At 69.3% G+C, this 12,529-nt stretch carries 8 protein-coding genes; 5 read left to right on the top strand and 3 right to left on the bottom strand.

Annotated elements, in window-relative coordinates:
* The first annotated feature begins 201 nt into the window (after nucleotides 1-201).
* Together EZE58_RS13715 and EZE58_RS13720 are read left to right on the top strand one after the other, a co-directional pair.
* Nucleotides 202-801, top strand: a complete 600-nt coding sequence (locus tag EZE58_RS13715; protein ID WP_063249682.1) for an NTP transferase domain-containing protein — start codon at nucleotides 202-204, stop codon at nucleotides 799-801.
* A 410-nt stretch (nucleotides 802-1,211) separates the two neighbouring features.
* Nucleotides 1,212-4,871 (top strand): efflux RND transporter permease subunit, encoded by a 3,660-nt coding sequence (locus EZE58_RS13720; protein WP_063250573.1) that lies wholly within the window; start codon nucleotides 1,212-1,214, stop codon nucleotides 4,869-4,871.
* Between the two features lie 53 nt (nucleotides 4,872-4,924).
* Here the strand turns inward: EZE58_RS13720 and EZE58_RS13725 are convergent, their stop codons facing one another.
* Nucleotides 4,925-5,731: an FCD domain-containing protein gene (locus EZE58_RS13725; RefSeq protein ID WP_082834995.1), complete on the bottom strand. Its 807-nt coding sequence runs from the start codon at nucleotides 5,729-5,731 to the stop codon at nucleotides 4,925-4,927.
* A 248-nt stretch (nucleotides 5,732-5,979) separates the two neighbouring features.
* Between EZE58_RS13725 and EZE58_RS13730 the strand changes: the two genes are divergently transcribed.
* Nucleotides 5,980-7,248, top strand: a complete 1,269-nt coding sequence (locus EZE58_RS13730; protein WP_063250572.1) for an alpha-hydroxy acid oxidase — start codon at nucleotides 5,980-5,982, stop codon at nucleotides 7,246-7,248.
* Between the two features lie 148 nt (nucleotides 7,249-7,396).
* Here the strand turns inward: EZE58_RS13730 and EZE58_RS13735 are convergent, their stop codons facing one another.
* Together EZE58_RS13735 and EZE58_RS13740 are read right to left on the bottom strand one after the other, a co-directional pair.
* On the bottom strand, nucleotides 7,397-8,053 hold the full coding sequence (locus tag EZE58_RS13735) for a response regulator (protein WP_009378928.1): 657 nt from the start codon (nucleotides 8,051-8,053) through the stop codon (nucleotides 7,397-7,399).
* Nucleotides 8,054-8,057: 4 nt separating this feature from the next.
* Entirely contained in the window at nucleotides 8,058-9,941 is a 1,884-nt protein-coding gene (locus EZE58_RS13740; RefSeq protein WP_063250571.1) for a sensor histidine kinase, read from the bottom strand.
* A 163-nt stretch (nucleotides 9,942-10,104) separates the two neighbouring features.
* Between EZE58_RS13740 and EZE58_RS13745 the strand changes: the two genes are divergently transcribed.
* Nucleotides 10,105-11,616 carry an SLC13 family permease gene (locus EZE58_RS13745; RefSeq protein ID WP_063250570.1) on the top strand — a complete coding sequence of 504 codons (1,512 nt, stop codon included), beginning with the start codon at nucleotides 10,105-10,107 and terminating at the stop codon, nucleotides 11,614-11,616.
* Nucleotides 11,617-11,625: 9 nt separating this feature from the next.
* A complete protein-coding gene (locus EZE58_RS13750; protein ID WP_063250569.1) occupies nucleotides 11,626-12,087 on the top strand; it encodes a universal stress protein in 462 nt (153 codons plus the stop codon).
* Nucleotides 12,088-12,529 lie beyond the last annotated feature (442 nt).

Consider the following 12,529-nt stretch of genomic DNA (forward strand, 5'->3'; position numbering starts at 1 on the left):
AATGGGCGGGCAGCGGCCGCCTAAGGTGCGGGCAGCGGCCGCCACACGTGCGGGCGATGGGTGCCCCACCAGTATCGCCCACGCACGCCGAGGCGGGCCTACGATTTCCGTCGTCACCCACCCCTAGGACACAGGAACACCTGTCAGAACGACGTCGGGCGGATCGGGACCGCCGAACGGATCGGGACGTAGGATCGCACTATGTCTCTGCGCGCCATCATCCTCACCGGAGGTCGCTCGAGCCGCTTCGCCGGAGTGCACAAACCCGGGGTCGAGCTCGCCGGCCGGACTGTCATCTCCCGCATCCTGGAGACCGTCCGCGACGCGGATCCCCTCGCCGAGGTGGTCGTGGCCGGACGTGCCGATGGACTCGACGCCGAGGAGGCGGAGACCGTTGAGATCGTGCGGGAACAGCCGGAGTTCGCCGGGCCGCTGGCGGGGATCGCCACCGCCGTTGCTTCCTCGGCAGCCGAGCCCGCCGACATCACCCTCGTCATCGCCGGCGATATGCCGATGGTCACCGCCAACCACATCGCCGACCTCGTCGAGGAGTGCGCCCGGACCGGACGTCCCGTGACCGGCACCGACGACCGCGGCAAGGCTCAGTTCCTCTGCGCGGCATGGCCGAGCCGACTGCTGCGCTCGCGCCTCAAGGAGATCGGCGATCCGACGGACAAGGCGGTGAAGCTCCTCTTCGCCGAGGGCGAACCGATCATCATCGACGTCGACCCGGGCGTCGTGCTCGATTTCGACACCGCCGACGAGCTCGCCCGGGTCCGGTCTCGATTCGACGGAGACTGATCGCCCCCCCCCACCAGGCGGCCGGCCCCCACCCGGCCCCTCGCCGGAGGAGCATTTCCGCAGGTCGAAGACGGGGGAAAACACCCCTGTGGTCCCGACCGCGCGCCCCTAGGATCGAACCGTGAGCACCACCTGAGAATTCGCCGACATCTCCCATGAAGGGGTGTCTCCCCGGAGGAGCATCCCCCATGAGGGGGAGGCGAATGACAACTTTCGGGGGACGCGCCACGCCTGCCGAGCCTGAGAGACTGAACTCGTTCGTCCGACGAACGCCGCCCTCGACCTGCGCACCGGTCGCCTCGTCCGGTCGCCTCGCGCCCGACCGCGTCGTCCCCGATCGCCCGCACCGCAGCCCATCGGCGCCACCCTGCGCCCGAAACCCGGAGGAACCCGTGTCCCAGCTGACCAGGATGAGTCTGAAGAACCGTCTCATCGTCGGACTGCTCACCCTCGTCATCGCCGTCTTCGGCGTCGTGGCGACAACCTCGCTCAACCAGGAGACGATGCCGTCGGTCGACCTCCCGGGCACCACGGTGCAGGCGACGATCCCCGGCGCCTCACCCGAGGTCGTCGAGGAGACGGTGACGAAGCCCCTGGAGACGGCCCTCGATTCCGTCGGCGACCTCGAATCGGTGCAGACGACCACCTCGGCGGGGATGATGTCGGCCTCCGTGACGTGGCCGTTCGGCAAGGACTCGGAGAAGATGGCCGACTCCGTCCGGTCCGCCGTCGACGGGGCGAAGGCGAATCTGCCGGCCGACGCCGAGGTGGAGGTCCTCTCCCAGCAGATCGACGACTTCCCCGTCGTCATGTTCGCCGTCTCCGGCGGGGATCCCGCCACCCTCGGCGACCGCCTCGAGACCGACCTCGTCCCCGAGCTCCAAGCCATTGAGGGAGTGGCGAGCGTCGATGTCTCCGGACAGACCGAGCAGCGGGTGAACATCGCCTTCCGCCCCGACGACGTCAACGACAAGGGCGTCGTCACCGCCTCGGTGCCCGACGAGCTCAAGGGGGCGGGCACCGTCGTGCCCGCCGGACAGAGCGCGCAGGGGGAGACCGCGATGGCCGTCGAGGTGGGCACGCCCGTCGACGCCGTCGAGCAGATCGAGAACACCCCGATCCGCACCGCCGACGGCACTGTCCTGTTGAAGGACGTCGCCGACGTCTCCCTCGACGCGGTCGAGAAGACCTCGCTCTCGCGCGCCGGAGGCAAGGACTCGGTGACCGTGTCCGTCGTCAAGGGCCAGGACGACAACGTCGTCGAGGTCTCGAACCGGGTGGCCGAGGTCCTCGAGTCCTCGAAGGCGACGCTCGGCGACGACGTCGAGTTCACGACGATCTTCGACCAGGCACCGGAGATCGAGAAGTCGATCAAGGACCTCTCCGTCGAAGGCGGCCTCGGCCTCCTCTTCGCCGTCCTCGTCATCCTCGCGTTCCTCGGCTCGTTCCGCTCGACCGTCGTCGCCGCGATCTCGATCCCGATGTCGCTGCTCATCGCGATGATCGGCCTCATGGTCGGCGACTACACCCTCAACATCCTCACCCTCGGCGCGCTGACGATCGCCGTCGGCCGCGTCGTCGACGACTCCATCGTCGTCATCGAGAACATCCGCCGCCGTCAGGGCACGACGGAGCTGACGATCCCGGACATCGTCGCCTCCGTCCGGCAGGTCGCCGGAGCGATCACCGCCTCGACGCTGACGACGGTCGCCGTCTTCCTCCCCATCGCCTTCGTCGACGGCATCGCCGGGCAGCTCTTCCGCCCGTTCTCCGTCACCGTCACCCTTGCCCTCCTCGCCTCGCTGCTCGTCGCCCTGACGATCGTGCCCGTGTTCAGCTACTGGGTGCTGCGACGCAGTCCCAAGCCGCTGTCGCCGAAGCGGCAGGCCGCCGCCGACGAGCGCTACGAGGCGTGGGTCGCACGCCAGGAGGCGAAGTCGCAGCGCCGGGCCGAGCGCCGGCAGGCGAAGATCGAGAGGAAGAACGCCAAGCGCGCCGAGAAGGGCAAGGAGCTCCTCCCCGCCGCCACGGTCGTGCCCGCCCCGCGTCCCGTGCCCGGCGAAGGGGAGGCCTCGGACCGCATCGACCGTCTCCAGCAGCGCGGACTGCCCGCGATCCTCGCCGCCCTCCGCCACCCGTGGCGCACCATCGCCTTCTCCGTCGTCGTCTTCATCGTCACGATGATGCTCGCGAGCTTCCTCAAGACCGACCTGCTCGGCTCCGCGGGACAGAACTCGCTCTTCGTCACCCAGACCCTGCCCGCCGGGGCCTCGCTTGAGGCCAGCGATGCGGCAGCGAAGCGGGTCGAAGAGGTCCTCGGTGCCGACGGCGACGTCGAGACGTACTCGTCGACGGTCAACGGACCCGAATCGGGGGCCGAGAACAGCTTCAACGTCACCCTCGCCGAGGACTCCGACGGTCAGGCCGCGATCACCCGGATCCGCAGTCAGCTCGAGAGCCTCGGCGACGACGCCGGCGAGATCGAGGTCCAAGGCGCCGGCGGCGGCGCGAACGAGGACGTCGAGATCACGCTCTCGGGCTCCGACCTCGGCGCCCTGCGCAAGGCCGCGGATGCCGTGACGGCGTCGATGGCCGAGTCGACGGGGGTGGCGACCGCCCGCAACGATCTCGCCTCCGACCAGCCGATCATCCAGGTCGACGTCGATCGGGAGAAGGCCGCGGACTACGGCTACAGCCAGGCCGAACTCGGTCAGGCGATCGCCGCCGCCCTCCACGGCACCGAGGCGGGCACGATCACCCTCGAGGGGGAGGAGCGCGACATCTTCATCGCGCCGACGAACCCCGACGCCTCACCCGATGAGATCCGTGCGCTCGAACTGCCCGTGACCGAGGTGCAGACGAAGAACGCGCAGGAAGACGCAACCGACCGGATCAAGGAGGAGACCGACGCACGGACCGAGCGCGCCCAGCGCAGGGCCGAGGACGATGCGGCCGAACAGCTCGACGCCGCCCGCGAGGCCCGCGACACCGCCGCCGACCAGCTCGAGGAGGCCAGGCAGGCTCTGCGCGACGTCGAGAACCCGCCCCCGCCGAAGAGCCCGGGTGAGATGCGCCAGGACCAGATCGACCAGGCCCGTGAGGGCGTCGAGGCGGCGGAGAAGGGTCTGCGCGAGGCCAATCAGGCCATCGACGACCTCATCGACGGTCAGGCCGAGCAGCGTCAGTCCCAGGCCGAGGACGAGCGGCTGGCCGACGAGCAGGAGGCGATCACCGACATCAAGGGCGATCCCATCACCGTCGACGAGGTCGCCGAGGTCAGGGAGACGACGACGCCGGCGACGATCACCCGCGCCGACGGCAACCGTCAGGTCACGGTCTTCGCGACTCCGGCCGAGGGTCAGCTCGACGCGGTCAACGCGGCCGCCCAGCAGCTGACGACGACGATGGATCTGCCGGCCGGGGTGAGCTTCGACGTCGGCGGTGCCAGCGCCGAACAGGCCGAGTCCTTCGCCCAGCTCGGATGGGCGATGCTCGTGGCGATCGTCCTCGTCTTCCTCGTCATGATCGCGACGTTCCGCAGCTTCGTCCAACCGCTCATCCTGCTCGTGTCGATCCCCTTCGCCGCGACCGGTGCCGTGCTCCTTCTCCTCGCCACGGGCATTCCGTTGGGCATCCCCTCGCTCATCGGCCTGCTCATGCTCATCGGCATCGTGGTGACGAACGCGATCGTCCTCATCGACCTCATCAACAAGCTGCGCGACCACGGCATGGGCCTCGAGGACGCGATCGTCCACGGCACCCGGCTGCGCCTGCGTCCGATCCTCATGACGGCGGCGGCGACGGTGTTCGCGCTCATCCCGATGTCGCTCGGACTCACCGGGGGCGGGGTCTTCATCTCGCAGCCGCTGGCCGTCGTCGTCATCGGCGGGCTCACCTCGTCGACGGTGCTCACCCTCATCCTCGTCCCCGCGCTCTACCTCCTCGTCGAACGGCGCAAGGAGCGGGGTGCCGCGCGTCGAGCCGAGAAGGCCGCCCGGAAGCAGGAGGCCGAACAGGCGCGGATCGAGGAGGAGACCGCCGAGGTGCTCGGCCGGCACGCGGGGGAGTGACCGACCGCCCGGCTCGGGCCCCCGCCGAGGCGGTCCTGGGCGGTCCCGTCCTGTCAGCCGTCGGTGAGCGCCGGCAGCGCCTGCGCGGCGGTGAGGATGTGCTCCTCCGTCAGCTGCGCGGCGCGGCCGGCGTCCCCGGCGGCGATCGCATCGCGGATCGCGTGGTGCTGGGCCTGCAGGGTGGCCATGAGCTCGGCCGGGTCGTCGACGGCGCGGAAGGCTGCGAGGATCGGGCGGCGCAGCGAGCTGCGGATCGCCCCGGTGAGGTCGGAGAAGAGCTGGTTGCCCGTCGCCTGGGCGATGGCGACATGGAAGTCGGTGTCGGCGTCGTTGAACACCTCGAGGCTGATGCCGGGGGTGTCCATGATCGCCAAGGTCGCGTGGAGGCGAGCGAGGTCGTCATCGCTCGCCTGCGCCGAGGCCAGCGCCGCGCTCGAGCGCTCGAGCTGGATGCGCGTCTCGATGACCTCGTCGACGCTGAAGTTCGTCAGCGCGACGTGGAGACGGAGGAAGCGGGTGAGCGCCTCGCGCGGCAGGGAGGCGATGAACGTCCCTGCTCCCCGTCCCGAACCGCCGCTCGAGCGGATGACGCCGAGGCTCTCGAGCACCCGCAGCGCCTCGCGCACGCTCGCCCGACTGACCTTGAGGCTGGCGGCGAGTTCGCGTTCGGCGGGCAGGGGATCGCCGACGGCGAGCGAACCGGCCATGATCTGCTCCTCGATCGCGTCGATGACGAGCTCGTGGGTGCTCGGCCTCGTCACCGGCCTCCACTCCGGGCTCTGGGTCGCCGCCGCCTCGTGGGTCGCCGCCGCGGCCTCGGCCGCCGCACCTGCCGTGCCGCCGGCTGCCTTCTCGCTCATCCCGTTCCCTCTTCGGCGTTCGCCGCCTGTCCGCCGGTCGTTTGTCGCTCGCTGCCAGCTCGCCGTCGCCCGACATCTCGCGACGACAGTGCCACAGCAGCCCGTGCACCCTTGACGGTCTTCCGCATTCGGTCCTATGCTCAGATTAATGGTCTGACCTCATGAATGTCATACGTCAGACCGGCGGCCCTCTCAGCGCCCGGAGCATCCCCGAGCACGGCACCTCGCAGAACGAAGGAGTCCCATCCATGGTCAAACGGCAGATCCCCAAGCCCGCGGAGATCTTCGAGCTGATGAAGTTCAAGAAGCTCGAACTCGACCCGAAGAAGCGCCGCCTCGACGCGGCGCTGACGATCGAGGACCTGCGCAGGATCGCGAAGCGGCGCACGCCCGCCGCGGCCTTCGACTACACCGACGGCGCGGCCGAGGGCGAGATCTCGATGGACCGCTCCGTGCAGGCGTTCGAGGACATCGAATTCCACCCTTCGATCCTGGGCGACGTCTCCCACGTCGACACGACGACGCAGATCCTCGGCGGCAGCTCTGCGATGCCGTTCGGCATCGCCCCCACCGGCTTCACCCGGCTCATGCAGACCGAGGGCGAGATCGCGGGAGCCTCGGCCGCCGGGGAGGCGGGCATCCCGTTCACGCTCTCGACGCTCGGCACGACCTCGATCGAGGACGTGCGCGCGGTCAACCCATACGGGCGCAACTGGTTCCAGCTCTACGTCATGCGCCAGCGCGAGATCTCCTACGGGCTCGTCGAACGCGCCGCCGAAGCCGGATTCGACTCCCTCTTCTTCACCGTCGACACCCCGGTCGGCGGAGCCCGCCTGCGCGATGTCCGCAACGGCTTCTCGATTCCCCCGCAGCTCACCCCGAAGACCGTCCTCAACGCCCTCCCGCGTCCCTGGTGGTGGTGGGACTTCCTCACGACCGAGAAGCTCGAGTTCGCCTCCCTGTCCGAGACCGGGGGCACCGTCGGCGAGCTCATCGACTCGGCGATGGATCCGACGATCGACTTCGACGACCTCGCGACGATCCGCGGGATGTGGCCCGGGAAGTTCGCCGTCAAGGGCGTCCAGACCGTCGCCGATGCGAAGCGGCTGGCCGACCTCGGCGTCGACGCCATCGTCCTGTCCAACCACGGCGGTCGACAGCTCGACCGGGCACCCGTGCCCTTCGAACTCCTCCCCGAGGTGGCCCGTGAGGTCGGTGACGACGTCGAGATCATCATCGACACCGGCATCCGCAACGGTGCCGACATCGTCGCCTCCCTCGCCCTCGGCGCGGACTTCACGCTCATCGGCCGCGCCTACCTCTACGGACTCATGGCCGGCGGCCGCGCCGGCGTCGACCGGACGATCGCGATCCTCCGCGAGCAGATCGAACGGACGATGAAGCTCCTCCAGGTCTCGACGGTCGCCGAACTCGAACCGAGCCACGTCACGCAGCTCTCGCGCTTCTCCCGCGCGGACCGGGCCGCCGTCGACGACGTGCAGCGCGAACTCGGCTGAGGCCGGGGCGCTGACCCCGCTCAGCGACCCAGCGAGGAGGATCCGGTGCGAGATCGGCGTCGATGTCGCACCGGATCCTCCTCGCCGACGTCGTCCGACCGGGGCACCGTGTCGGGCACGGGCGCTGACCCCGGCCTCGCCGAGGCGGTCACCCAGTCTGGTAGAGGTGCTCGGGGCGGCCCGTGCTCCCGTACTGGAGGGTGACAGTGACCGCCCGGGACTCGGCGAGCTTCGCGAGATGCCGCTGTGCGGTCGCGCGGGAGGCCCCGACCGCCTCGGCGATCTCCACCGCCGTCATCGGCTGCTTCGCGGCCTCGAGCGCATCGAGGATTCTGCTCGTCGTCGACGACCGTGTGCCCGACGCCGACCCCGTGCCGGAGGACGAGGCGTCGTGGAGAGTCCGCAGGAGGCGGTCGAGATCGGCCTGCTGCACCCGGTCGCGCTCCCAGTAGCGGCGATACCGGGCGTAGCGGCGGAGGAAGGACTGGAGGTGCTCGGCGGAGAAGGGTTTGACGATGTAGGTCAGGGCGCCCGCGCGCAGCGCCGAGCGGACGGTCTGCGGATCGGCGACGGCGGAGAGCACGGCGGCATCGACCTCGGTCTCGCGGATGAGCTCGACGCCCGTGCCCTCGGGCAGGACGTAGTCGGCCAGCAGCAGGTCGACGTCCTGCTCGGCGAGCACGGTTCGCGCGGTGCGCAGATCCTGGACCGGATCGAGCGCCCGGAAGCCGGGAACGTCATTGACATACTGCGCGTGGATCCTGCCCACGTAGAAGTCGTCGTCGAGCACGAGCACATCGATCATCAGCTCACTCCTTCTCTGTCTCGTCGGCGCGCGGCACGGTCGTGTCGTCTGTGCGCGGCGGTTTCTCGTCGTCCTCAATGAGCACCCCGGGCAGGCGCATCCCGAAGCTCGCCCCGCCGAGGTGGGGGTCGTGTCCGTCGACGAGCCACACCCGACCGTCGTGACGGTTCGCGACCCGGCGGCACAGGGCGAGTCCGAGACCGAGTCCGTGGATCGGTCCGGCGCCGTCGTCTGACCGGTCCCCGCCATCTGCGCGTTCGCCGGCACCTGTGGTCTGCGCATCGCCGCTCACGCCTTCGTCGAAGATCCTCTCGGCGTCGGCCGGGTCGATGCCCGATCCGGTGTCGGTGACGAGCCCGTGGAGCTCCCCGTCGGCACCGAGGAGTTCGACCTCGACGAGGTCGGAGACGGGCGGGCGTGCGGCGGCCTCCTCGCCCGAGGTGCGGCGGCGGACGACGGCGCGCACGGCATTGTCGATGAGGTTGCCGAGGACGAGCGTGACGTCCTCGGGGTCGGTGACCCGACCGACGACGAGGGAGTCGGGGGCGACCCGCAGCGTCACACCCGCCTCGGCGGCGGTGGTGCCCTTCGCCTCGAGGACCGCGCGGAGGTACGGGTCGGTGATCGGGTCGAGGCCTTCGACGGGAGCGGCCAAGGGACCGGTGCCGAGGATCGACTCGAGGTAGCTGCTCGCCTCATCGGTCGCGCCGGTGTCGACGAGGCCGAGCACGGTGTGGAGGCGGTTGGCGAATTCGTGGCGCTGGGCGCGCAGGGCATCGGCCATCGCAGTGACGGATTCGAGCTGTCGGGCCATGGTGAGCATCGTCGTCTCGTCGCGCAGCGTGACGACGCCGCCGACGGAGACCCCGTCGCGGCGCACGCGCACCGCTGTGGCCAGCAGGATCTTGTCTCCGACAGTGATCCGCCGGCGCAGGGCACCGTGCTCGGGGGCCTCGGCCATCATCGTCCGGATCGACACCGGCAGGTCGTCGACGACGCCCTCGCGGGAGTCGACGATGTCCTCGCGGACATCGGCACCGTCCTGTGGGGGAGCGGCTGCGTCGCCTGGGGAGTCCGTGTCCGAGCTGTCCGTGTCGGTGTCGTCGGCCGCCTCGGCGAGGAGGTCCCGGGCGGCGGCGTTGCTCAGGGTCAGCTCCCCGTCGGAGTCGAAGCCGAGGACGCCGTCGTCGAGTCCGCGCAGCACTGCTCCCTGGTCGCGGGCCATCTCGGCGAGCTCCTCGGGACCGACGCCGAGGGTCTCCCGGCGCAGGCGCCGACCGAGGGTGATCGACGCGAGGACCCCGATGCCGAGGGCGAGGACGGAGACGGAGCCGAGGGCTGCGAATTCGCGGCGGAGGTCGGCGTTGAGCACCGAGGTGTGGATGCCGACCGACACCTCGCCGACGACCGTGCCGTCGCCGGTGGACGAGTAGATGGGGACCTTCGCCCGGACCGTGCTCCCGAGCGTGCCGACCTCCTGGGTGACGGATTCACGGCCCGCGAGCGCCTCGTCGGGCGAGGTCGAGACCGGCTTGCCGATGAGGTCGGGGTTGGGGTGGGTGAGCCGGATCCCGCGGTCGTCGGTGATGACGGCGAACTGGATGCCCGAGCGGTCGCGCAGCTCCCGGGTGATCGCGCGCAGCGAATCGGTGATCTCCTTCGCCGGCATCGGGTCGCGGGCTTCCGAGGCCCGGGTCGATCCCTCCCGCACCTCCGGCGCCGAGGCGAGTGCCCGGGCGGTCGCGAGCGCCTCGGTCTCGCTGACATCGGTCACCGCGCGCGCCGCCATCCACGCGAACACGCCCGTGACCAGGGCCAAGGTCGCCACGATGACCGCGAGCTGGCTGACCAGGACACGGCGGGAGAAGGCTCGAGATGAGCGGGACACCTCTCCACAGTAGCCACCACTGAGCAGAATGAGCAAAAGTGGCAGAACGGGCAGAACGCGATCAGTGCACTTAAGCGCGCGGCGGTGATCGCCTCGGGTCTAGCGTGTATCCCGCATCACGTGCGTGTATCGCGCATCACAAACGCCTTCGAAGGAGAAGTCCGTGCTCGTCATCCTCGGATTCGCGATGATCGTCGTCTTCATGACGCTGATCATGACCAAGCGACTCTCGCCGATCCTGGCACTCATCATCGTCCCGACCATCTTCGGTCTCTTCGCCGGTGCCGGCCTCGGCATCGGCGAGATGGTCATGGACGCCATCGCCTCGATGTCGTCGACGGCTGCCCTGCTGCTCTTCGCCATCATCTACTTCGGCATCATGATCGACGTCGGACTCTTCGACAGGCTCGTCGAGTTCATCCTCCGCATCGCCGGCAACGACCCGGTCAAGGTGGTCCTCGGCACCGCGCTGCTCACCGGTGCCGTCTCCCTCGACGGTGACGGGTCGACGACGTTCATCGTCGTCACCGCCGCGATGCTGCCGATCTACCAGCGCCTCGAGATGTCCCCGGTCGTTCTCACCTGTGTGGCGGGCCTCATCAACGGCACGCTCAACATCGTCCCGTGGGGCGGGCCGACGGCCAGGGCCTCCTCGGCGCTGCAGATCGATGCGAACGAGATCTTCGCCCCCATGGTTCCAGCGCTCGCCGCCGGGCTGCTCGTCTGCTTCGTCTTCGCGTACTTCCTCGGACTCTCCGAGCGTCGCCGCCTGGCGAAGAACGGCGTGACCTGGGTCGAGGACCGCACGAAGGGCTTCGGCCGCAAGCGCGAACTCGTCGGTGCCGTGGCGCGCTCGGCCTCCGGCGCAGGCACCACCGGCACCATCGGAGGTTCGACCGGCACCGGCACCGGGGCCGGGGCCACGGGCACTGCCTCGGGCGGCAACGGGGCCTCGGTCTCCGTCGGCGGACCTAACGACGGTGCCGACGAGGAGCCTGCGACCTCCTCGGCGAGCTCCCTCACGGACACCGCACTCGACCCCAACCGTCCGACGCTGCGGCCGAAGCTGTTCTGGTTCAACCTCTCGCTCACGCTCGCCGTCATGGTCATGCTCGTCCTCGACGTCCTGCCGCTGCCGTACCTGTTCATGATCGCCATGGTCATCGCGCTCATGGTCAACTTCCCGAAGATCAAGGACCAGCAGGCCGAGCTCGCCTCCCACGCCTCGGCGATCATCGCCGTCGTCGCCATGGTCATGGCCGCCGGCGTGCTCACGGGCATCATGAGCGGCACCGGGATGGTCGATGCGATGGCCGCGTGGCTCGTCGACATCATCCCGTCCTCGATGGGACCGTACATGGCTGTCATCACCGGTCTGCTCTCGATCCCGATGACGTTCTTCATGAGCAACGACGCGTTCTACTTCGGAATCCTCCCGGTCCTCGCCGAGACCGCCGCGCACTACGGGATCTCGGCCGCCGACATGGCACGGGCCTCGATCACCGGTCAGCCCGTGCACATGCAGTCGCCGCTCGTGCCCGCGATCCTCCTGCTCGTCTCGCTCGCCGGCGTCGACCTGGGCGACCATCACAAGAAGGTGCTGTGGCGGGCGCTGCTCGTCTCACTCGTCATGCTCGCCGTCGGTGTGCTCATCGGCGTCATCGCCATCGGATAAGGGGCCGTCATGACCGATCTCTACTCGACTCCCCGTGACCGTCGTCCTGTTCCGTCCCTGCAGGTGGCGGCCTCGGCCGGCATCGCCGAGGCGGAGCGGACCGTCGTCCTCGCGCTGCGTCTCGATGCGCCGGGGACCGTCCTCGACACCGCGCTGCGCATGGCCCGGTTCGAGGGGGCGGCGCTGCGGGTCGTCGTCTTCTCCTCCGACAGTCCCGCGGGCCCGCTCGACAACGATCCCGCCCAGATCACCGAGCTCGTCGAGGCCCTCAGCTCCGCGGGCGTCGAGTTCGAGGTCCTGCGCGCCGAGGCGGACGTCGCCTCCCAGGTCATCGACCTCGCCGACGAGCAGTCCGCCGAGCTCATCGTCATCTCCACCCGGCGGCGCTCGGCGGTGATGAAGCTGCTGCTCGGTTCGAGCGTCCAGCGCGTCATCCTCGAGGCGACCTGCCCGGTGGTCGTCGTCAAGTAGGGGCGGGTGCCCGCGCCGCGTGCGCCCACTCGGGGTCGGTTCGTCTCGAACCGGCCCCGTTCTCATGCCGCAACGGTGCCTTGGAAGAACTGTAGGATCTCGTGGAACTTGTCATAGGCACAGCCCGCTGACTTGGGAAGCGACACAAAGGTGAGACCGCTCCCGTCTCATCATCTTGTCAAAATCCTCAGACCCATTTGATGCAGCAAGCCGCGTGAACCCACGTAGATAACCAACGTGCTGCCTCTGGGGCCAGGGAGAAGTCGCTCAGACGAATCGCTAGTAAAGACAACCTTCTGCAAGCCTGTCAATGAGACTGTCGCTGTCCTCCACCATGAGTGAAAGAGAGAAGCATCGTTTTTGGGCTCATCGCAGTTGAGGGTGTAGTCGGGGTCTGAATCCGCCGGCCTCGAGTAGAGATCGGGCGATGTAGTGGGTGAGG

This window comes from Brevibacterium sp. LS14, assembly GCF_012027885.1.
Taxonomy (GTDB): domain Bacteria; phylum Actinomycetota; class Actinomycetes; order Actinomycetales; family Brevibacteriaceae; genus Brevibacterium; species Brevibacterium casei.